General features: G+C 58.9%; 18 protein-coding genes and 3 pseudogenes. 12 read left to right on the forward strand and 9 right to left on the reverse strand.

From position 1 onward, the window contains the following. Positions 1 to 14: 14 nt before the first annotated feature. The 3 genes from QFX16_RS12905 to QFX16_RS12915 form a co-directional block, all read right to left on the reverse strand. Positions 15 to 488, reverse strand: a complete 474-nt coding sequence (locus QFX16_RS12905) for an LEA/WHy family protein (RefSeq protein WP_283184217.1) — start codon at positions 486 to 488, stop codon at positions 15 to 17. A gap of 57 nt (positions 489 to 545) precedes the next feature. Continuing rightward, positions 546 to 2018 (reverse strand): nucleobase:cation symporter-2 family protein, encoded by a 1473-nt coding sequence (locus tag QFX16_RS12910; RefSeq protein ID WP_283184218.1) that lies wholly within the window; start codon positions 2016 to 2018, stop codon positions 546 to 548. A 122-nt stretch (positions 2019 to 2140) separates the two neighbouring features. After that, complete coding sequence (locus QFX16_RS12915; RefSeq protein ID WP_283184219.1) at positions 2141 to 3034, reverse strand: LysR family transcriptional regulator; 894 nt, start codon at positions 3032 to 3034, stop codon at positions 2141 to 2143. 102 nt (positions 3035 to 3136) lie between these two features. Between QFX16_RS12915 and QFX16_RS12920 the strand changes: the two genes are divergently transcribed. Together QFX16_RS12920 and speB are read left to right on the forward strand one after the other, a co-directional pair. Continuing rightward, positions 3137 to 4228 carry a polyamine ABC transporter substrate-binding protein gene (locus tag QFX16_RS12920; protein ID WP_283184220.1) on the forward strand — a complete coding sequence of 364 codons (1092 nt, stop codon included), beginning with the start codon at positions 3137 to 3139 and terminating at the stop codon, positions 4226 to 4228. Positions 4229 to 4241: 13 nt separating this feature from the next. After that, positions 4242 to 5201: an agmatinase gene (gene speB, locus QFX16_RS12925; protein ID WP_283184221.1), complete on the forward strand. Its 960-nt coding sequence runs from the start codon at positions 4242 to 4244 to the stop codon at positions 5199 to 5201. A 54-nt stretch (positions 5202 to 5255) separates the two neighbouring features. On the opposite strand, the pseudogene QFX16_RS12930 reads toward speB, so the two are convergent. Beyond that, positions 5256 to 6194 (reverse strand): annotated as a pseudogene (locus QFX16_RS12930) (aldo/keto reductase); the annotation flags it as partial. A gap of 66 nt (positions 6195 to 6260) precedes the next feature. On the opposite strand from QFX16_RS12930, the gene QFX16_RS12935 reads away from it, so the two are divergent. From QFX16_RS12935 to QFX16_RS12955, 5 genes are all read left to right on the forward strand, one after another. Beyond that, positions 6261 to 6977 carry a helix-turn-helix transcriptional regulator gene (locus QFX16_RS12935; RefSeq protein ID WP_283184222.1) on the forward strand — a complete coding sequence of 239 codons (717 nt, stop codon included), beginning with the start codon at positions 6261 to 6263 and terminating at the stop codon, positions 6975 to 6977. Between the two features lie 52 nt (positions 6978 to 7029). After that, positions 7030 to 7371: a nuclear transport factor 2 family protein gene (locus QFX16_RS12940; RefSeq protein WP_008069241.1), complete on the forward strand. Its 342-nt coding sequence runs from the start codon at positions 7030 to 7032 to the stop codon at positions 7369 to 7371. A gap of 26 nt (positions 7372 to 7397) precedes the next feature. After that, the gene (gene zapE, locus QFX16_RS12945) at positions 7398 to 8516 is read left to right on the forward strand and encodes a cell division protein ZapE (protein WP_283184223.1); all 1119 of its coding nucleotides are present in this window, start codon (positions 7398 to 7400) and stop codon (positions 8514 to 8516) included. 16 nt (positions 8517 to 8532) lie between these two features. Further along, positions 8533 to 9114 carry a DinB family protein gene (locus QFX16_RS12950; protein WP_283184224.1) on the forward strand — a complete coding sequence of 194 codons (582 nt, stop codon included), beginning with the start codon at positions 8533 to 8535 and terminating at the stop codon, positions 9112 to 9114. 113 nt (positions 9115 to 9227) lie between these two features. Further along, positions 9228 to 9719, forward strand: coding sequence for a GNAT family N-acetyltransferase (locus tag QFX16_RS12955; RefSeq protein ID WP_283184225.1), 492 nt, complete (start codon positions 9228 to 9230; stop codon positions 9717 to 9719). A 48-nt stretch (positions 9720 to 9767) separates the two neighbouring features. On the opposite strand, the gene QFX16_RS12960 is transcribed toward QFX16_RS12955, so the two are convergent. From QFX16_RS12960 to QFX16_RS12975, 4 genes are all read right to left on the reverse strand, one after another. Then, positions 9768 to 9974 carry a hypothetical protein gene (locus QFX16_RS12960; RefSeq protein ID WP_046054123.1) on the reverse strand — a complete coding sequence of 69 codons (207 nt, stop codon included), beginning with the start codon at positions 9972 to 9974 and terminating at the stop codon, positions 9768 to 9770. 96 nt (positions 9975 to 10070) lie between these two features. After that, a complete protein-coding gene (locus tag QFX16_RS12965) occupies positions 10071 to 12308 on the reverse strand; it encodes a TonB-dependent siderophore receptor (RefSeq protein WP_283184226.1) in 2238 nt (745 codons plus the stop codon). A gap of 168 nt (positions 12309 to 12476) precedes the next feature. After that, a complete protein-coding gene (locus QFX16_RS12970; protein WP_283184227.1) occupies positions 12477 to 14210 on the reverse strand; it encodes a phosphoethanolamine transferase CptA in 1734 nt (577 codons plus the stop codon). Between the two features lie 198 nt (positions 14211 to 14408). Next, positions 14409 to 14591, reverse strand: coding sequence for a DUF6026 family protein (locus tag QFX16_RS12975; RefSeq protein WP_056739988.1), 183 nt, complete (start codon positions 14589 to 14591; stop codon positions 14409 to 14411). 271 nt (positions 14592 to 14862) lie between these two features. Here QFX16_RS12975 and gnd point away from each other — a divergent pair, with 271 nt between their 5' ends. From gnd to QFX16_RS12995, 4 genes and pseudogenes are all read left to right on the forward strand, one after another. Continuing rightward, the gene (gene gnd / locus QFX16_RS12980) at positions 14863 to 15843 is read left to right on the forward strand and encodes a phosphogluconate dehydrogenase (NAD(+)-dependent, decarboxylating) (RefSeq protein ID WP_283184228.1); all 981 of its coding nucleotides are present in this window, start codon (positions 14863 to 14865) and stop codon (positions 15841 to 15843) included. Continuing rightward, the gene (gene zwf, locus QFX16_RS12985; RefSeq protein WP_283184229.1) at positions 15840 to 17363 is read left to right on the forward strand and encodes a glucose-6-phosphate dehydrogenase; all 1524 of its coding nucleotides are present in this window, start codon (positions 15840 to 15842) and stop codon (positions 17361 to 17363) included. The genes gnd and zwf overlap by 4 nt, the downstream gene beginning before the upstream one ends. Then, positions 17360 to 18190: an HAD family hydrolase gene (locus QFX16_RS12990; RefSeq protein ID WP_283184230.1), complete on the forward strand. Its 831-nt coding sequence runs from the start codon at positions 17360 to 17362 to the stop codon at positions 18188 to 18190. The genes zwf and QFX16_RS12990 overlap by 4 nt, the downstream gene beginning before the upstream one ends. 163 nt (positions 18191 to 18353) lie before the next feature. Further along, positions 18354 to 18620: pseudogene (locus tag QFX16_RS12995) on the forward strand (CinA family protein); the annotation flags it as partial. Here QFX16_RS12995 and QFX16_RS13000 read toward each other — a convergent pair. Beyond that, a pseudogene (locus QFX16_RS13000) lies at positions 18574 to 19347 on the reverse strand (arginine deiminase family protein); the annotation flags it as partial. The pseudogenes QFX16_RS12995 and QFX16_RS13000 overlap by 47 nt on opposite strands. 593 nt (positions 19348 to 19940) lie before the next feature. On the opposite strand from QFX16_RS13000, the gene QFX16_RS13005 reads away from it, so the two are divergent. Further along, positions 19941 to 20372, forward strand: a complete 432-nt coding sequence (locus QFX16_RS13005) for a DNA methylase (RefSeq protein ID WP_283184231.1) — start codon at positions 19941 to 19943, stop codon at positions 20370 to 20372. The last annotated feature ends 63 nt before the right edge of the window (positions 20373 to 20435 follow it).

Here is a 20435-nt window from a genome sequence, read left to right on the forward strand (position 1 = left end):
CCTTGAGTCGTGACTTACCAGGTGCCGGTCGTCGACGTTGGCAGGCTGAGTTTGCCACTGTCCACGAAACGCATCGTGCCGAATAAGCCGCCCGCGAGTTTGCCGCGCAGGACGTAGGGCAGGTTGTCGAGGGTTTGGGTTTTGCTCAGTCCCAGTGTCTGGCGCAGCACGGAGAACGCCGAAACACTTACCGGAACGGTCAGCACGGTTTCGGAAAAGCGTGCAATCGAGCCCGATTGATCGCTGACGCCAGAGGCGAGTGGCTGGCCATTAACCTCCAGGTCCAGGGCCACGCCGTTGTAATTGATGGCGGTTTCGTTGGGGTTTTGTACGCGTATTTTCACGGCAAAGCGTACTTCCATGTCCTGGCTTTGCAACGGCTCGAAGCCGACGACATTGATGTTCAGCGGGTCGCGATTGGGCAGCAGGGCACAGGCGCTCAGGGAGAGCAAAAGCAGGGAAAGGATAACGGCTTGGACACTGCGCATGAATGTGCTCTCTTGAAGAAAAGGCCGAACCGCCAGTGGCTCGGCCTCGAGCATTTTCTAGCGGTTCAAGGGTGCGACAGTTGCCGGCGAGACGGGTTCACCCTTGGCCGGGATATCCGGGTTTTCCATGACCCGCAGGATCGAGGCTTCCGGATCGAAATCGTCCTCTTCCAGCTCAATGAACTCTTCGGGCAGGAAGATATTCAGCACGATAGCGCACAACGCGCCGACGGTGATCGGCGATTCGAAGATGTTGTGCAGCGCCTTCGGCAACTCGCGCAGCACTTCCGGAACCGCCGCGACACCCAGGCCCATGCCGAGCGAAATCGACACGATCAGCATGTTGCGCCGGTGCAGGCCGGCTTCGGCGAGGATCTTGATCCCGGCGACGGCGACGGTGCCGAACATCACCAGTTCAGCGCCACCGAGTACCGGTTTCGGCATCAGTTGCAGCACTGCACCGATCATCGGGAACAACCCCAGCAGCACCAACAAACCGGCAATGAAGAACGCCACGTAGCGGCTGGCCACGCCGGTGAGCTGAATCACGCCGTTGTTCTGGGCGAAGGTCACCATCGGCATGCTGTTGAACACGGCGGCCATGGCTGAGTTCAGGCCGTCGGCGAGCAGACCGGACTTGATCCGGCGGAGGTAGATCGGGCCTTTGACCGGCTGCCGGGAAATCATCGAATTGGCGGTCAAGTCACCAGCGGCTTCCAGCGGCGACACCAGGAAAATCACTGCCACTGGTACAAACGCCACCCAATCGAAGTTAAAGCCGTACTTGAACGGCACCGGTACGCTCATCAGCGGTACGTCGGGCAGACTGGCGAAGTTGACGTCACCCATCAGCCAGGCCACGACATAGCCGAGGGTCAGGCCGATGACGATTGCACCGAGGCGCAGGAACGGCACATCGACCCGGTTCAACAGCACAATCGTTCCGAGTACCAAGGCCGCCAGGGCCAGATGACTGGCCGCGCCGAGGTCTGCCGCACCGAAGCCGCCGGCGATGTCGGTCATGGCGACTTTGATCAGCGACAGGCCCATCAGCGTGATGATCGTGCCGGTCACCACCGGGGTGATCAGCATCCGCAATTTGCCGATGAACTGGCTCAACACCACTTCGATGAAGGCGGCGAAAAAGCACACACCGAAGATCGTCGACAGGATCTCATCGGTGCCGCCACCCCGGGCCTTGACCATGAAACCGGCACTGAGAATCACGCTGATGAATGAGAAGCTGGTGCCTTGCAAACACAGCAGGCCGGAACCGATCGGGCCGAAACGTCGTGCCTGAACAAACGTGCCCAGTCCCGAGACGAACAGCGCCATGCTGATCAGGTACGGCACTTCGCTTTGCAGACCGAGGGCGCCCCCCATGATCAGGGTCGGAGTGATGATGCCGACGAAACTGGCGAGTACATGTTGCAGCGCAGCGAAGACGGTGGCGGTCAGATGCGGACGGTCGTCGAGGCCGTAAATCAGGTCGTTATTGCGCGGGGCAGGGGCTTTTTCAGAGGCGGTCATGGTGGTGTGCGTGCCAGAAGGCGGGCCGGGTCAGAAAATGGAGGCGCAGGATGCCAGCAGCGGGCATCGAGGGCAACGCACAACGTACTGATCGTTCCCACGCTCCCGCGTGGGAATGCTCATCAAGCGAACGCCGCGAGTAGATCCTCTTCAAAGGCTTTCTGCGCATCCCCGGGCACTTGGGCGCGATGGCGGGCCAGATGAAACGCCACGTCGAAACTCATATCGGCACGGCGCACGGCGCGCAGCAATCCTTTGTCTTCCCAGCTGCGGGCAAAGTGGCTGGGCAAATAACCGACGTGCTTGCCGGAAAGAATGAAGGCGAGTGTGCCTTCGACTTGCTCCGAGCGCGCCGAACACATCTTCCCCTGGAAGGGCTCGTCGCTGCGCAGGAAGCGATAAGGGTGATCGACCCGATCGCAAGCCTGGAGCGCTAGATCGTCAGGTGCGTCATTAGTGAATAGCGGATGTCCTGCGGCGCAATACAGGTGCTGGGTTTCGGTAAACAGTTCGCGGTAGTCAAAAGCGCTTTGCACTTGTGAGAAATAGCCGATCGCCAGGTCCAGTCGTTGTTGCAGCAGCAACCGTTCCATTTCGCCGGGCATGGCGCTGATCAACTCGATGCGTACCGATTCGTCCCGTTCACGAAAGCGTCGGATCGCATCGGCTACTCGTTGCAACACGGATTGATCGAGCGCTTCGGACAGCCCCAAACGAACCTCGCCGATCAAGCGCCCGGCCACACCATTGGATTGATGGCGGAAGGCTTCGATGGACTCGAACAGGCTGCGAGTCGCGCTGAGCAGTTGTTCGCCCTTGGGCGTGATCTTGAAACCACCTTTGCCGCGACTGCACAGGCGATAGCCGAGTCGGGTTTCCAGTTTGGCCATTTGCTGGCTGATGCTCGACTGGCTCAAGCCCAACTCCCCCTGAGCCGCGCTGAAGCCGCCGCACTCCACCACGTTGACGAACAGGCGCAGCAGTTGCAGATCGAGATCGTGGAGTTGGCTGAGCATCAAACATTACTCCCGGATAAAGTCAGGATAACTAACTGGGTATTTTTCCAATGTATCCGACGGCGCATTCTCCATCCACTTCATCTGGTCAGGTGTTCCGTCATGGCTCCCATGTTCAAGCTGTGTTTCCCCACGCTGTTCCTCGCCATGGCCGTATCGGCCCAGGCCGAGGAAAAAGTCCTGAATCTCTACAGTTGGTCCGATTACGTAGCGCCTGAAACCTTGCAGCGTTTCGAGCAGGAAACCGGTATCCACGTGCGCTACGACACGTTCGATTCCTCGGAGGTGCTCGAAACCAAGTTGCTCACTGGTGGCAGCGGTTATGACGTGGTCGTGCCGTCTTCCAGTGTGCTGGCCCGTGGACTGGCAGCCGGTGCGTTGAAAGAGATTCCCCACGAAGGCCTCAAGGGTTACGCCAACCTCGATCCGGATTTGCTGGAAAAACTCGCCGCCGTCGACCCCGGCAACCGTTATGGCGTGCCCTATACGTGGGGCACACTGGGTTTGGGGATGAATGTCGAAGCCGTGAAGCAGCGTTTGCCGGACGTGCCGCTCAACAGCCTGGACCTGCTGTTCAAGCCTGAGTACGCCGGCAAACTGAAAGATTGCGGCATTGCCATTCTCGATTCGCCTCAGGAAGTGATCGGCCTGGCGCTGCATTACCTGGGTAAAAATCCTTACAGCACTGACAAGGCTGATCTGTCAGCCGCCGAGGCGCTGTTGCATCAGCTGCAACCCAATGTGCTGTACGTCGCGACCGGTCGGCAGATCAGCGATCTGGCCAATGGCAGCGTATGCCTGGCGTTGACCTACAACGGTGACGCCAGCATGGCCGCTGATCAGGCGCGCAAGGCCAACAAGCCATTTGAAGTGGCGTACCGGATTCCGAAAGAGGGCACGCTGGTCTGGCAGGACAACCTGGCGATCCCCAAGGACGCCCCACACCCCGAAGCCGCCCGCGCCTTTATAGAGTTCATGTTGCGCCCGGAATCCGTCGCAGCACTGACCAACACACTTTTCTTCGCGACAGCCAACCAGGCGGCAACACCGCTGGTGGATGAGGCCGTGCGCACCGATCCGGACATCTACCCACTGGCTGACGTGCGTGACCGGCTGTACGCCGACCGCAGCATGAGCCTGAAGGACCTGCGTCAACGCACTCGCTTGTGGACCACTTTCCGTAGCCGCCAATAATAAGGAACCTGAGATGGACGTCCCGATGCAAAACGATCAGGCCATGACCCGCGACAGCCTCTACGGCACTGCCGCCGAAAGTACCTACGCCGGTATCACCAGTTTCATGCGTCGTCGCTACAGTCGCGACTTGCGCGGCGTCGACGTTGCGGTCAGCGGTGTCCCGTTCGACACCGCCACCAGCAACCGTCCCGGTGCGCGTTTCGGACCACGTGGCATTCGTGCCGCGTCCACCGGGATTGCCTGGGAACGCCACTGGCCATGGGCCTTCGACCCGTTCGAGCATCTGGCGGTCATCGACTACGGCGATTGCGACTTCGATTACGGCACACCGCAGTCGGTGCCGGAAAGCATTGAAGCCCATGCCGAACGCATTCTCAACGCCGGTAGCGCGATGCTGACGTTCGGCGGGGATCACTTCATCACGTATCCGCTGCTCAAGGCCCATGCGCGCAAACATGGTCCGCTGTCGTTGATCCACTTCGACGCCCACAGCGACACCTGGCCGGACGAAGACGGCAAGCGCGTCGATCACGGCACGATGTTCTGGCACGCGGCCAAGGAAGGGTTGGTGGATCCGTCGCGTTCGGTGCAGATCGGGTTGCGCACCACCAATGACGATCACCAGGGCTTTCAGGTGCTGGATGCGCGACAAGTGCATCGACGTGGTGTTGATGAGATTGTCGAGGCCATTCGGGCGCGGGTCGGTGATAACCCGGTGTACCTGACGTTCGACATTGATTGCCTTGATCCGGCCTTCGCTCCAGGCACCGGAACGCCGGTGTGCGGTGGCTTGAGTACGGTGCAGGCGCTGGAAATTCTCGGTGGTTTGCGCGGGATCAATCTGGTGGGAATGGACGTCGTGGAAGTGGCGCCGGCCTACGACAGTGCGGACATTACCTCACTGGCGGCGGCGACGTTGGCGATGGAAATGCTGTGCCTCTATGCAGCGAAGCATAAGGTCGACCGGTAACACACAAGAAAAATGTGGGAGCGGCGGTGCGGCGATCCCACATTTCGATCTGTGTCAGGCGACGGGGATGATTGGCAGATCCAGGGTTTCAGCCCCGGTAAATCGCGCCATCGACCCGGCAATGGATTCATGGGGCACGGCCATCTCCACACCACTGGCCCCATCAAGCCGCAACAGTTGATCGGCACTCAATTGCACATCCAAAGCACCCAAGGTCGCATCCAGTTGTTCACGGGTGCGCGAGCCGAGAATCGGAATCAGCGCCGTGGTCGAACGCTTGGCTTTTTCCCGCAGCCAGGCTATGGCGACGTGCGTCGGGCTGGCGCCCAATTCTTCAGCGACGGCCAGCAAGGTGTCGAGCAGGGCGGTTTCACGGGCGCTTTTCTCGGCGTGGATCAGCATGCCGAGTTTGGCGGCGCGGTTGTCGCCATCGTTGGTGCGGTACTTGCCAGTGAGGAACCCGCCACCCAATGGTGACCATAACGTAGCGGCCAGGCCCAAGGCTTCGGCCATCGGCAGTTGTTCACGTTCGGCCGTGCGTTCAGCGAGGCTGTATTCCACCTGAATCGCAGCAAGCGGTGAGAACCCGCGAATCTCGGCCAGCAAATCGGCCCGAGCAATGCGCCACGCCGGGAAGTTTGACAGCCCGGCGTAGTGAATTTTGCCAGCGCGCACCAGATCGTCGAAACCGCGCAGAATTTCTTCCATCGGCGTCACGCCATCGCTCATGTGGGCCCAGAACAGGTCGATGTGGTCGGTGTTGAGTCGTTTCAGGCTTTCTTCCACGGCGCGAACCATGTTCTTGCGGTTGTTGCCGGTGTGGGAAATGCCCGCAGCCGGCGTGGTCCCCAGGGTGTATTTGGTGGCGATGACCAGGCGATCCCGTTCCGCTGCGATGAACTCGCCGAGCATGGCTTCCGACTGGCCCGCCTGATAGCCGTTGGCGGTGTCGATGAAATTGCCGCCGGCCTCCAGGTAGCCATCAAAGATGCTACTGCCACTTTCTGACAGGGTCCTCTGCTAAGCTCCGACAACTTTCACGGACAGAGCCTGCCGATCGTGTCGCGTACCACTCGTTTACTGACCTTGTTGCAATTGCTGCGCGGCAAAAGTCGTCCGGTGACCGCGGCGACGCTTGCCGGCGAATTGGAGATTTCTGAACGCACGCTGTACCGCGACATCGCCGAACTCACCGCCCTTGGCGCGCCAATCTATGGCGAAGCGGGGATCGGCTATGTGCTGCGCAGCGGTTTGTTTCTGCCGCCGCTGATGCTCAACGCCGATGAAACCGAAGCCATTGTGCTGGGGTTGCGCTATGTGGATCAGCGCGGGGATGAGGTGTTGAGTAAGGCGGCGGCGGATGCGCTGGCCAAGATTGCAGCGGTATTGGCGCCTGAAGCGCTGGACGCGTTACGCAACCCGACGGTGTTACCGGGGCCGCCCGGCTATGGCTTTGCGCCCAACGCGGTGCCACTGAATGTGTTTCGCCAGGCCATTCGCGATCAGGCCAAGCTGCACATCGATTACGCGGATGCCAACCAGGTGCCGAGTCAGCGGCTGATTTGGCCGCTGGCTCTGGGGTTTCTGAACGAGGTGCGAATCATCGTCGCCTGGTGCGAGTTGCGTAGCGCCTACCGCACCTTTCGTACCGACCGGATCTCGGCAGCGAACGAGCAGGGCGAGCGTTATCCGGGGCGGCGCAGCGACCTGTTGCGCACCTGGCGCAAGCAGATGCAACTGGACGAAGCAGGGCGCTTCACTCCTGACAAGAACTGACACAGGCTTGTTTTAGCATGGCTCCAGAATCAACAAACAAGGAGCCGTAACCATGTCCAATCCCGCCTCTTCACTGGCACCCGCCATCGCCGCCTACATTGCTGCGGCCAATGCCCGCGACACCTCGCGGGTCGCCAGTTTTTTCGCTGAGGATGCCAATGTGTTCGATGAAGGCCAGCACCAGGTCGGCACTCACGCCATCGCGCAATGGATGCAAGACACCGCCCAGCGTTACCAGCCACGGGTCGAAGTACTCGACGTCCAACTACGCACCGGCAAAGTGCTGGTGCATAACCTGATCTCCGGAACGTTTCCGGGCAGCCCTCTGGAATTGCGCTACATGTTTCGCCTGAATGAACAGGGCAAGATCGCCCGGCTAGACATCTCTCTCTAACCAGGCCGCGTGGCATACTGCCGCGCATGAATATCGACTCCCCCTTAAGCGCCTGGCAACACGCCATCGAACAGAAGGGCTTCGTCCAGGACGAAGCCCAGGAACATGCCGTGTGGGCGCTGCAGAAATGCTACGAGGCGCTGCATGAAGGGCGTATGCCGATCACTGGCGTGTACCTCTGGGGGCCGGTCGGGCGCGGCAAGACCTGGTTGATGGACCAGTTTTACCAAAGCCTGAAGGTCCCGGCCCGTCGCCAACACTTTCACCACTTTATGGGGTGGGTGCATCAGCGTTCGTTTCAGCTGACCGGCACCGCCGACCCGTTGAAGGCGCTGGCTCGCGAACTGAGCGAGGAAGTGCGGGTCCTGTGCTTTGACGAATTGTTCGTCAACGACATCGGCGACGCCATCATTCTCGGGCGTTTGTTTCAGGTGATGTTCGAGCAGGGCGTGGTGGTGGTCTGCACCTCCAATCAGCCACCGGACCAGCTGTACGCCGAGGGCTTTAATCGCGACCGGTTCGTGCCCGCCATCGAAGCCATCAAGAAACATATGCAGGTAATTGCGGTGGATGGCGGCGAAGATCATCGCCTGCACCCAGGCAAAGTTTTGCAACGTTACTGGGTGGCGGCACCGGGGCAACCCAGCGCTCTGGGTGAAGTGTTCAAGGCATTGACCGTCGGCCAGTCGGTGTCCAGTGACCCGATCAAGGTGGGCTACCGCTCACTCAATGTCGTGCAGGCCAGTCAAACCGTGCTCTGGACTCGTTACGCCGACCTCTGTGAACAGCCTTTTGCCGCCATGGATTTCATCGCCCTGTGCGACACCTTCAGCGCTATTCTGTTGAGTGACGTGCCCAACCTCAGCGCGCAAAAGCGCGAAGGGCGCATCGCCCGAGGCACTGAAGACGGCGTCGAGCGGGTGGTAGCGGGCGATCGCGAGTTGCCGCAATTGTCGGTGCATGACGACGGCGTACGGCGTTTCATCGCCTTGGTGGACGAGTGCTACGACCGTAAGGTGCCGCTGTGCCTCGAAGCGCAGGTGCCCATGGAATCGTTGTACACCGAAGGCTATCTGGAATTCCCGTTCCGCCGCACCCTCAGCCGTTTACAGGAAATGCAGCTGCAACGTTTCGCCGAAGCTTGAACAAGGAGCCGCGAACATGAATCAGCCTCTGTCGCACCATTTGCTGACCATGGCCTATCAGAACGCCTGGGCCAATCATCGCCTCGCCAAGACCTGGAGCCAGTTGAGCCCCGCCGACCTCTCGGCGCCGCGGGTCAGCTTCTTTCCCAGCCTGCGCGCGACCCTCAATCACATCCTGACCTGCGACTGGTTTTACGTGGATGCGCTGGAGCGGGAGTTGCGCGGCGATGACCCGCATCCCGAATGCTATGTGTTTTTCAACCAGGACGAGCCGTTTACGCACGCAGTAGACCTCAAGCGCGAACAAGCGCTGGTGGACCTTCGACTGATCGCCTATTGCGAACAAATGCGCGATGCAGACCTGGGGAAGATCGTGACCATCGCCCGGGACACGCCGCAACATGACAGCCGCTTGCGCCTGCTGTCCCATCTGTTCGAGCACCAGATTCATCATCGCGGGCAGGTTCACGCCATGCTCAGCGGCACCTCGGTCAAACCACCGCAACTGGATGAGTTTTTCTGTGCCGGTGAGTCAGGCTTGAGGGCTGAGGATTTTGCCGAGCTGGGATGGACCGAGGCGCTGATCTGGGGCGCTTGAGCGAAAAATTACAGCAGGATCGGGTTGTCGACACGGCTGTGCCCGCGATATTGTCGGTCGGCCCTTCAGTGCGAGATGCGCTGGGGCAACTTAATGTGCAAACGAGGGTGGAAATGGAATCCGCAGAAATTCTTGTGCTTCAGGCCAGTTACACCAATCCGCTGCATGCCGAGGCTATTGGGCTGGTGCTAAATGCTTACGCCGAAGACCCAATGGGTGGCGGCCACTCCTTGCCCGCCGACTTGCTGAAGCAACTGCCGGCGGAACTGGCCAAACGTCCCCACGCGTTCAGCGTTCTGGCCTTCGTCGGTGGCGAGCCGGCCGGGCTGGTCAATTGCTTTGAAGGTTTCTCGACTTTCGCCTGTCGGCCGTTGGTCAATGTGCACGATGTGGCGGTGGTGAAAAAGTTTCGCGGCTTGGGGTTGAGCCAGAAAATGCTGCAAAAGGTCGAGGACATCGCTCGCCAGCGCGGTTGCTGCAAAATCACACTGGAGGTGCTGGAAGGTAATGCAGTCGCTCAGGCGTCCTATGGCAAGTTCGGTTTTGCCGCAGGCATGTTCGACCCGGCGCACGGTCGGATGCTGTTCTGGACCAAGGCGCTTTAAGGTAATACGAGCAAAGAAAAAGGGCGTCCATCAGGACGCCCTTTGTCGTTAAGGTTTGTAGTGCTCTGTCACTTGCGCAGTTTGATCATCCGGAACCCTGATTTCAGCGGTGTTGCTGGCGTTACTTTGATTCGCCTCTTGGCTGAGCCGCAGGCTCTCAAAGTAATACCGCATGCGTTCAGCACCACCTTCGGCAAATGCAGCGGTTGAACTGAACATCATCAGGCCGGCGAGGATCATGGTTGTACGTTTCATGGTGTGCCCCACTACGAGTTGTCGGGTCCTTTCGTCCATGAAGCAATGTCGAAGGGACATTATCCGCCGATTCCGTTAAATGGGAATGACCTGCGCCTAGAGCGTCCAGTCCAGGCTAAGGGTCACCGTGCGCGGGTCACCCCAAAACACACCGTTATAGAACCCGACGTTGTCGTAATACTTCTTGTCGAACAGGTTATCGACGTTCAGCGAGGCGGACAGGTGCTTGTCGAACTCATAACGCGACATCAGTTTGACCACGGTGTAGGCCGCCTGCTGGATGTTCGTCCTTTCGGTGATCACCGCACCGTCAGCACTACGTCCCACCGGGCGGCTGGCGGCCCGGAACACGTCGCTCTGCCAGTTCACCGCGCCACCCACGGTCAGTGCCTGCCAGTCGCCGGGCAGGCGATAGCCCGTGGAGAGCCGGAACATATTCAGTGGCTGGTTGGTATTGGCGCGTTTCTTCTCGCCATTGGCCGAGTGGGTGTAGGTGTAGCCGGCCGTCATGTTCCAGCCGGCCATGACCTCGCCCGAGACCTCGGCTTCGAAACCCTGAATCTTGTTGCCTTTGCCGCCTGACTTGAAGAACTCCTCACCGGTCGCCGGGTCTGGTGGCACCGAATCGTCGAGTTCGGCTACGTTGTCCTGCTTGCTCCAGAACAGCGCGGTGGCGAGGTTCAGACGTTCTTCAAGCAGGCTGCCCTTGAGCCCCAGTTCATAGTTGCTGCCCACCACCGGGTCGAGGTATTTGCGATTGCTGTCGCGGTTGTCTTGCGGGTTGAAAATGTCGGTGTAGCTGACGTATGCCGTGTATTCGGGGGTGAGGTCGTAGAGCAGCCCGGCGTAGGGCGTCCACATGTCGTTGTGTTCCTGGCTTGTCGCATCGACGCTGCTCAGTTGCAGGTTGTTGTCGTACTTGTTGGTCTTGCTCGACACTTTCCAGCTGCCATAACGACTACCGAATACGGCGTGCAGGTCATCCGTCAGACTCAGGCGAGTGGCCAGGTAACCGGCCTTCTGGCGGGTACTGTCTTTTGAACCTGAAAGGTTGGTGACGGCGTCGGGAAACTTGGCGATGTCGCCCATGTATTTCCAGTCGCGGATGCTTTCGTAATCCGCCGCCCTGGGGCCGTCCACCATGTAGGGGGAATCTTCCCGGCGCTCGGCCTCGCCATAGCCGATCATCATTTCGTGTTCCCGTCCGAACAGCGAGTAAGGGCCGGCCACGTTGAAGTCATAAGCCTTCATTTTTTGCGTACTGAGCATGTGGCTGACGTTGGCGCTCATGCCACTGCGATCTGCCTCAGGGAACCCCCCGCCGCCGTAGTAGATCTTGCCGTCGGTGTCGCTCTCGCGATGGGTGTAGGCGGCCTTGGCGTGCCAGCCGGCACCCAATTGGTGTTCCAGCGTGGCGAACGCGGTTTTGTCCTTGAGCGGCCAGGAACTCCACGACGTGGCCATGTTGGTGGAGCGTCCGAGGTTGGCCTTGCCACCGTCAGCGTTCCAGTACGGCACCGTGCCCCAGGACGTGCCCTGGACGTGTTTGTTCTGATAGTCGTAACCCACGGCCAACACAGTGTCATCGGTCAGGTCGGCTTCCAGAATCCCGTAGCCGACTTCACGTTGTTGCTGGTACTTGTCGCGGAACGAATCGCTGTCGCGATAGGCCAGCACGCTGCGTCCGCGCAAGCGGCCGTCGAACGCCAGCGGGCCGCCGACATCCAGATAACTGTAGTAGTCGTCATAACTGCCGCCGCTGACACCGGTCTGGACTTGCCACTGCGCCGTCGGCCGTTTACGCACCATGTTGATGGTGGCCGACGGGTCGCCCGCGCCGGTGGTCAGGCCGGTCGCACCGCGAACCACTTCGATGCGGTCGTAGATGATGGTATCGGAATCAGACTTCATGTAGCTGAAGGTGTTCAGCATGCCATCGATCTGGAAATTGGTGATCGAGTAACCCCGGGACGAGTAACTGACCCGATCCGAATCGTTGTGTTGAACCACCACGCCGGTGGTCTGGCTCATGGCTTCGGACAGCGTGCCGAGTTTGAAGTCGTCCATTTGCTGGCGCGTGACCACGGACACCGATTGCGGCGTTTCCTTGATCGACAGGTTCAAGCGCGTCGCAGTGCTCATGGCACCGGTGGTGTACGACTCGGTGTTTTCGGTGGTGCTGCCCAAACCTTGGGCGGTCACATTGGTGGCGCCCAGTTCGAGGGTGCGGCCGGGTTCTTGATCAGGGCTGGTTTCGGCCAGCAGATCGGGGCACAGGGCGGCACTGCACAGGCCCAGGGTAAAGGTCATGGAACGGGTGATAGGCGCGAACATCGCAGCCGACTCCTTGTCTTCGAGGAAAAAATTCCGTTTGTTCAAAGACGAAGAGGGAAGGAGGGATTTAGCGATTAATAAGAATTATTGTTATTTGTAAATGTTTCGGACAACGCAATCGCGCCATTGGCGCAGTGCAAAAGGGGCCGGAACCGGCCCCTGAAAGGACTAATTCTGAATGACTGCCACCGCCTTGGGTTTCATCAGGCTGAAGTCGATCAATGCCTTTTGCTCGCGCTCATAAGGATTGCCGATCATCAATGGTCGTGGCTTAAAACTGTCGCTGACCAGGCTCTTGCTGCGATCCAGTTCATCGAAGCTCAGGCCCGCCAGATCAGCCCAGGTATGGATCAGGTGCGAGCTGCTGTAAGGCCGCCCCAGATCACCGGTAAAGCTCCAGTCATGGTTTTCGCGCCATTTCGGCGAGGCCCAGGCCATGAACGGAATGGTGTACATCGGTGCCGTCGGTTTGCTTTCGTTGCGCCCAAGGGTGCTGTGGCCAGGCGAGTCGAAAACATCTTCACCATGGTCGGAGAGGTACAGCAGGAACCCGTTGGGATCAGACTTGGCGTAGTCCTTGATCAGGCTCGAAACCACGAAGTCGTTGTACAGCACCGCGTTGTCATAGCTGTTATACGTCGGCACCTGATCGTCGTGCACACCGTCCGGAACCCCTTTGCGGTCCTTGAACTTATCGAAGGACGACGGATAACGGTATTGATAGCTCATGTGCGTGCCAAGCAAATGCACGACGATCAGCTTGCGCGGCGCAGCGTCGGCCAAGGCCTTATTGAACGGCTCGATCACGTCGCCATCGTACTGGGCGGCATTCTGGTTGCGGTTGTTGTTCAGGTACACCTGCTCGTCGGCCTGCTCGGAGAAGGTCGTCAGCATGGTGTTGCGCTTGGTCATGGTCTGCTGGTTGGTGATCCAGAAGGTCTTGTAGCCTGCCTGTTTCATCATGCTGACCAGCGACGGGGTCGACAGGTACAGGTCCGGGTTTTCTTCGTCGGCGAAGGTCAGAACCTGCTGCAACGCCTCGATGGTGTAGGGGCGCGGGGTGATGACGTTATCGAAGACCGCCAGTTGATCCTTGAGCTTGTCCAGCTCCGGGGTGGTTTCCCGAGGGTAGCCGTAGAGGCTCATGCGCTGACGGTTGGTGGACTCACCGATCACCAGCACCAGGGTCGCCGGCTGATTGGCCGCCGAATCTTTGAGATTGTGCAGGGGAGGGATCTTGCTGGCGCTATTGAGCATGTCTTGCATGCCGGCCAGGGTATCGAGGTAGCGGTGATAGGCCACGGCCATTTGCCAAGGCACCGCGGGCTCGATGCGGGTTTCGAACTTCTCGAAACCGCCGGCAAAACTGCCGGTACGCGCGGTTTGCTTGATCAGCGGGTAACCGACGACGGCGATCACAATCGCCGTTGCAGCCACCAGCGCCCGACCGCGAGGCATGTACACCGGGCGCAAGCGAGTCCAGAGGAAGTAAGCGAAAGCGCTGTGAGCGAGGAACGCTGCCACCATCCACCAGGCAAAGTACTGAGTCATGTACTCGCCGGCTTCAGAGATGTTCGACTCGAACATAATGAAGATGACGCTTTGGGAAAACTCCTGCTGATAGATGAAGAAGTAACCCAGGCTGGCCATTGAGCAGGCCCACAGCACCACACCGATCAGCGCAGCCATGACACGTGTTTGTTTGGGGAACAGCAGCATCGGCGCAAGCCAGATGGCGCTCATCACAAAGGCCTGGCGGAACCCGGTGAAACCGGAGGTGCCTGTCAGTTGGATCAGTAGTTGGGTAATGCCGGAAAAATACCAGAAGAACAGGAACAGCCAGAGAAATCCTGTCCAGTCGAAACCTTTCGCAGACGTATTGCTGCGTTTAAACAAAGCCATTCAGCGCTCCAGCCAATAATCACTTCCCCGCCGGGACATCTTTGTCACCGACGAACGGGCGCCGCGCGGATACCGAACGGCCATAAGGCGCCGGAGTATCAACAAGCGGATGTGAAAACTTCGTGAGTGCAGGGTTTGTCAAAAGGGGGGATGGCAGGTCGGAAACAGCGGGGGCTGCTTCCGAATCAAGCGAGGGGATCAGGCGTGAGGCACACGGTGAGTGACGGGCAAAGGCTGGGCCTGATTGCTTTGTGTCAACAAGCGCAATTGCGCGAGCTCCTGCTTCAACTGGTCGCGCTCGTCTTTCAACTGGCGCAATTCATCGCGACGGATCGTGACGTAAAGGGTTTGTGCTGGCAGTGCTGCGTGTACTGTGCCCATTGCTCACCTCGCAAATGGCTGTCTCAACTGTAAACCTGCCCCGACATCGGGTGCTGACTTACTATCGGCGCTGATTTTGATTTCTTTTGCCCCGGAAGGGAACTTTTTTATTTTTCATGGTCGCTGTGTCTTCGGCGCGATTACCGACGTTATCAATCTGGATCGGGCACAATGCCCGGAAACTATGTGCCAGCGCTCTGGACTAACCCTCAATAGTCGCGTTGGGCTATAACCTTTGACACACATTATTTGTAGTAGGGAGCATCAGAACATGCAACTCGGGATTATTGGACTGGGCCGCATGGGCGGCAATATTGCGCGGCGCCTGATGCTCAACGGTCATACCACCGTTGTTTACGACCGCAATACCGCCTTTGTCGACACCCTGGCCGCAGAAGGCGCCTCTGGCGTCATCGACTTGACGGCGCTGGTCGCTGGCCTGGCCAAGCCACGTGCGGTGTGGGTCATGCTGCCGGCCGGCGCACCGACCGAAGACACCATCGACACCCTGAGCACCTTGCTCGAAGCTGGCGATACCATCATCGACGGCGGCAACACCTTCTATAAGGACGACATCCGCCGGGCGAAAACCCTGTCGGAGAAAGGCCTGCACTACGTCGACGTCGGCACCTCCGGCGGCGTCTGGGGCCTGGAGCGGGGCTACTGCATGATGATCGGTGGCGAAGCCGAGGTGGTTAAACGCCTTGATCCGCTGTTCGAGAGCCTTGCACCGGGCCTGGGCGACATCCCTCGCACCAAGGACCGCAAGTCCGAAGACGATCGTGCCGAGCGCGGTTACATCCACGCAGGCCCGGCCGGTTCGGGCCATTTCGTGAAAATGATCCACAACGGCATCGAATACGGAATGATGCAGGCCTTTGCCGAAGGCTTCGACATCCTCAAGACCAAGGCCAGCACCAACCTGCCGGAAGATCAGCGTTTCGACCTGAACGTAGGCGACATCGCCGAAGTCTGGCGTCGTGGCAGCGTCGTGTCGTCCTGGTTGCTCGACCTGACCGCCGATGCGCTGGCCAGCGATCCGAAACTCGACGGTTACTCCGGATCGGTGGCTGACAGTGGTGAAGGTCGCTGGACCATCGAAGCCGCCATGGAGCAATCGGTGCCTGTACCGGTGCTGTCGAACTCGCTGTTCTCCCGCTACCGTTCGCGAGGGCAAGGCACCTTTGGCGACAAGATTCTCTCGGCCCAACGCTTCGGCTTCGGCGGCCATGTGGAGACTGCGAAAAAATGACCCGCTTGATCCGCAATAAATCCAAGGCAGAACCCGCACCACCGACCACGCTGTTCCTGTTCGGTGCCCATGGTGACCTGGTCAAGCGTCTGCTGATGCCGGCGCTGTACAACCTGAGTCGTGACGGTCTGCTTGGGGATGGGCTGCGGATCATCGGCGTTGACCACAACGCCATCACCGACGAAGCCTTTGCGAAAAAACTCGAGGACTTCATTCGAGCCGAAGTGGCCGCCAAGGTCGGCAAGGGCGATCAAGCCCTTGACCCGGACTTGTGGGCCAAGCTGGCCAAAGGCATCAGCTACGTACAGGGCGACTTCCTGGACGACAGCACCTATCAAGCGCTGGCGGCGAAAATCGCCGCCAGCGGCACCGGCAACGCCGTCTTCTACCTGGCCACCGCGCCACGTTTCTTCAGTGAAGTGGTGCGTCGTCTCGGCGCCGCTGACTTGCTGCAAGAGTCGCCAGAAGCGTTCAGAAGGGTAGTAATCGAAAAACCCTTCGGTTCCGATCTGCATACTGCCGAAGCTTTGAACGCTTGCTTGCTCAAGGTGATGACGGAAAACCAGATCTACCGGATCGATCACTATCTGGGCAAGGAAACCGTGCAGAACATTTTGATCAGTCGGTTTTCCAACAGCCTGTTTGAAGCGTTCTGGAACAATCACTACATCGACCACGTACAAATCACCGCCGCCGAAACCGTCGGTGTGGAAACCCGTGGCAGTTTTTATGAACACACCGGCGCCTTGCGGGACATGGTGCCCAATCACCTGTTCCAATTGCTGGCGATGGTGGCGATGGAACCGCCGGCCGCCTTCGGCGCTGATGCGGTACGCGGCGAGAAAGCCAAGGTGGTCGGTGCGATTCGGCCCTGGTCGGTCGAGGAAGCGCTGGCCAACTCGGTGCGTGGCCAATACACGGCGGGTGAAGTCGACGGCAAAGAGTTGCCGGGTTATCGCCAGGAAAACAACGTGGCGCCCGACAGCAACACCGAAACCTACGTCGCGCTGAAAGTCATGATCGACAACTGGCGCTGGGTCGGTGTGCCGTTCTACCTGCGCACCGGCAAGCGCATGAGCGTGCGCGACACCGAGATCGTCATCTGCTTCAAACCGGCGCCGTATGCGCAGTTCCGCGACACCGAGGTCGATGAGTTGCAGCCGACCTATCTGCGAATCCAGATTCAACCCAACGAAGGCATGTGGTTCGACCTGCTGGCCAAACGGCCCGGCCCGGCCTTGAAAATGGCCAATATCGAACTGGGCTTTGCCTACAAGGATTTCTTTGAAATGCAGCCGTCCACCGGCTATGAAACCCTGATCTACGATTGCCTGACCGGCGATCAGACACTGTTCCAGCGCGCCGACAACATCGAGAACGGCTGGCGCGCCGTGCAGCCTTTCCTTGATGCCTGGCAGCAGGACGCGAGCGTGCAAAGCTATGCCGCTGGCGAAGACGGCCCGCAGGCTGCAGAAGATCTCTTGACCCGCGACGGTCGCGTCTGGCACGGCCTCGGATGATCGACGCACCGCAGCCTCCCATCCGTTTTTTACTCAGTGACATGGACGGCACCTTGTTGCTGCCCGATCACAGCCTCAGCCAACGCACCCTCTCAGCGGTCCGCTCCTTGCGCGAGGCGGGCGTGCTGTTCAGCCTGGCCACCGGTCGTCCACCCAAAGCCATGTTGCAGCAGATTGAAGCCTTGGGCGTCGACCTTCCAACGGCAGCGTTCAATGGCGGCACCATCGTCAATCCGGACGGCAGTTTGCTGGTCGCGCATTACTTGCCGGCAACGGCGGCGCTGACGGCATTGGCGCTGTTTGCCGACCGGCCGGACATCGAAATCTGGGTGTTCAGTGGTGGCGACTGGTTGCTGAAAGATCCGAACGGCCCAATGGTGCCTCGTGAACAGCACGGCCTGGGTTATCCGCCAGTGGTGGTCGAGAGTTTTGAGCCGTACCTGGAACGCATCGACAAGATCGTCGCCACCAGCAACAACACGCAGTTGTTGATTGAGCTGGAAGCGCTCCTGCTGCCCAAAGTGGAAGGTCAGGCACAGGTCTCCCGTTCACAGCCGATTTATCTGGACGTGACCGCGATGCAAGCCAACAAGGGTGCAGCGCTGGCGACACTGGCCGAATTTCTCGGTGTGCCGCTGGAGCAGACCGCGGCGCTGGGCGATGGCGGCAACGACCCGGCGATGTTTCACCGCGCAGGCTTGTCGATCGCCATGGGGCAGTCGGAAGAGGCAGTGAAGCGCCAGGCCTATGTTGTCACTGGAACCAATACCGAGGACGGCGCGGCGCAGGCAATCGAGCGCTATATCCTCCCTCGAAAATCAACGTAGAACCCTGTGGGAGCGAGCCCCCACCTGTTTGCGAACGCCAAATGACCGACACTCGTAGTGAGGATTTTTTGAGTCAGAAGTGCGACCGCGATCACGATCAATTCAGTTGGAATGATTGATTGCCTAGACGGTCAACCGACCATCACGTTCGCGGAACAGTCCTATGTCTATTCCCGCCCTTACGGTTAATTATCTGCGCGAGCATTCCCTGTTGTTGACCACAGCGGAGTCGTGCACGGCTGGAAAAGTTGTCACGCTTCTGTCCGAGCTTGAAGGCAGTGGAGAACTGATCGAAAGCGGTTATGTGGTCTGTTCCCCTGAGGCCAAACAACGGCTGTTGAGGGTACGTGCTCACACTATCGAAACCTTCAACTTGACCAGTTGTGAAGTTGCGCGGGAAATGGCTGCAGGCCGGCAACGATCACCCGCTCCACGACGTTGTGCTTGAACAGATTCAACGCAAGTTGAACGATGGCATGGCTGGACGAGCGTTCTCCCACGCCGATCAACACTACACCGTTACCGATTGTCATCACATCGCCGCCCTCCAGCCTTGCGTTGCCGTGTTCCTGGTCGGGGGTCGCCGTACCAGATCTGAAAGTCGGCGTTAGTGAATTCAGGGTGGAATTTGTAGATGGCGCTTACCAGTTGGGTTTCCTGGCGACGTGCCGGCCAGTACATCGGGTTGAGCGTCACACCACCGTGGATCCAGCAGGTGGTGTCGCGGGTGAACTGGGTGTTGGGCAGTGGCGGCAAAATGAAGCTTGAGTGACCGAGAAAATCGCGGAACATCTCGATAGTTTTGCGACCGAAACTGCCCAGCAGATCATCGGCGGATACGCCACCAATCAGGAATTCAGCGATCTTGCGCGGCTCTAGGCCGCGCAACCAGGAATCCACTTCATTGACCAAGCCAAAGCCAACTGAGTTAGCGGTGATTTTGCGCTGCAACATCCAGTCGAGATGTTGCGTTCGCGCATTTTGGTCACAAAGTCGAAATGATCGCGCTTGGCCTGCTCGACCCATAGGACGTCGTCAAACAGCAATTCGTTGCAGTTGCCCGGAGTCAGCCGCTGGTGGGCCAGACCGGGGGAGCAAACCATGACCTTGTGTAGGTCGCCGGCTTCGGAGGGGACGCCGAGTTCGAGCTTTGGCATGGCGGGATCCTTCAAATTATCGACAAACGCGCGAGTAAGTGGTGTTTACCCAATCGGCAGAAGTCAGCCGGTGATCGCGAACCGAATTCACTCTCGCGGTTTGTCAAAAAGTCACGTTGAACAAGGGCGCGCCGTTTACCACTTGTGTGACTGACTGCCAGTTGTCCGCTGAGAAGATAACGCTGCTGAATCTATTGCCCGGCGTTCCCGTAGGTTTGCTCTACTTCAGCGCTCTGTGCAAATAGGCTGATGCTGAACAGGGTCAATCTAAGAGGTGTTCATCGTGCACAGTTTTCGATTTACCAAGTATGTAGCAAGGGTGGAGATGGCCGTTAGGATGTGTCGTCACTACCACGGAAATCAGCGTCCAGCCCTCGTGGATCTTAAGGTTCGCGTCGTTCGTCGACAGAGCTTCCATGACTTGGTACGCCTCAGACATATGCATTCGATTACTTCCAGATTATTTAAACTCAACTGTTACGCATAGGCTGGGCTAAGGGGTTCCTTTTGCTGCGGCTTGCTTCGCTCCGAAGCCTCGCTGACGTCCTGGGAGCTATATTCCTGCCGGAAACATTGGCATAGGGGATTGCTTAATGCACAAGGTCATTAGCGCACGGGACTTGCAGATAGTCCTCGATGATGCGAACGAAGCGGGCCTGTTCAAATGGCTGGTCGCCAGTTATCTGATGGGTAAAAGAATCCAGGGCGGGATAGCCGCAAGGGCGTACCAAGTGATCGTCGATCAACATCAGCGCGATTCGCCCCGAAAGCTCGCCCACGGCACGCATCGAGAGCGGGTAGCGATGCTCGGTCAGGCTCACTACGTGCGTTACGACGAAACCACGGTGTCCCGTTTACTGGCGTTGGCTAACAAACTCAACGACGAATACGCTGGAAAGGTGATGGACATCGTGGGGGCTAGCGCCAATCGCCAGGAGTTCGAAAAACGCCTATCTGAGTTCGACGGGATTGGCCCCAAGACCGTCGAGATTTCCATGCGGGAGGTGGGGAAGGTGATTTTTTGAAAGCGTAGGTCGATTTTATTTGACCGGCTGGATTTCAGCGAGCGATTTCCCGCCTGTTGCGTG

The sequence above is a fragment of the Pseudomonas svalbardensis genome (assembly GCF_030053115.1).
Classification (GTDB): domain Bacteria; phylum Pseudomonadota; class Gammaproteobacteria; order Pseudomonadales; family Pseudomonadaceae; genus Aquipseudomonas; species Aquipseudomonas svalbardensis.

What these genes read in the sequence shown, in the direction of transcription:
- QFX16_RS12905 (WP_283184217.1), bottom strand. Translation starts at nt 488, where the DNA reads ATGCGCAGTGTCCAAGCCGTTATCCTTTCCCTGCTTTTGCTCTCCCTG.
- QFX16_RS12910 (WP_283184218.1), bottom strand. Translation starts at nt 2,018, where the DNA reads ATGACCGCCTCTGAAAAAGCCCCTGCCCCGCGCAATAACGACCTGATT.
- QFX16_RS12915 (WP_283184219.1), bottom strand. Translation starts at nt 3,034, where the DNA reads ATGCTCAGCCAACTCCACGATCTCGATCTGCAACTGCTGCGCCTGTTC.
- QFX16_RS12920 (WP_283184220.1), top strand. Translation starts at nt 3,137, where the DNA reads ATGGCTCCCATGTTCAAGCTGTGTTTCCCCACGCTGTTCCTCGCCATG.
- speB (WP_283184221.1), top strand. Translation starts at nt 4,242, where the DNA reads ATGGACGTCCCGATGCAAAACGATCAGGCCATGACCCGCGACAGCCTC.
- QFX16_RS12940 (WP_008069241.1), top strand. Translation starts at nt 7,030, where the DNA reads ATGTCCAATCCCGCCTCTTCACTGGCACCCGCCATCGCCGCCTACATT.
- zapE (WP_283184223.1), top strand. Translation starts at nt 7,398, where the DNA reads ATGAATATCGACTCCCCCTTAAGCGCCTGGCAACACGCCATCGAACAG.
- QFX16_RS12950 (WP_283184224.1), top strand. Translation starts at nt 8,533, where the DNA reads ATGAATCAGCCTCTGTCGCACCATTTGCTGACCATGGCCTATCAGAAC.
- QFX16_RS12955 (WP_283184225.1), top strand. Translation starts at nt 9,228, where the DNA reads ATGGAATCCGCAGAAATTCTTGTGCTTCAGGCCAGTTACACCAATCCG.
- QFX16_RS12960 (WP_046054123.1), bottom strand. Translation starts at nt 9,974, where the DNA reads ATGAAACGTACAACCATGATCCTCGCCGGCCTGATGATGTTCAGTTCA.
- QFX16_RS12965 (WP_283184226.1), bottom strand. Translation starts at nt 12,308, where the DNA reads ATGTTCGCGCCTATCACCCGTTCCATGACCTTTACCCTGGGCCTGTGC.
- QFX16_RS12970 (WP_283184227.1), bottom strand. Translation starts at nt 14,210, where the DNA reads ATGGCTTTGTTTAAACGCAGCAATACGTCTGCGAAAGGTTTCGACTGG.
- QFX16_RS12975 (WP_056739988.1), bottom strand. Translation starts at nt 14,591, where the DNA reads ATGGGCACAGTACACGCAGCACTGCCAGCACAAACCCTTTACGTCACG.
- gnd (WP_283184228.1), top strand. Translation starts at nt 14,863, where the DNA reads ATGCAACTCGGGATTATTGGACTGGGCCGCATGGGCGGCAATATTGCG.
- zwf (WP_283184229.1), top strand. Translation starts at nt 15,840, where the DNA reads ATGACCCGCTTGATCCGCAATAAATCCAAGGCAGAACCCGCACCACCG.
- QFX16_RS12990 (WP_283184230.1), top strand. Translation starts at nt 17,360, where the DNA reads ATGATCGACGCACCGCAGCCTCCCATCCGTTTTTTACTCAGTGACATG.
- QFX16_RS13005 (WP_283184231.1), top strand. Translation starts at nt 19,941, where the DNA reads ATGCACAAGGTCATTAGCGCACGGGACTTGCAGATAGTCCTCGATGAT.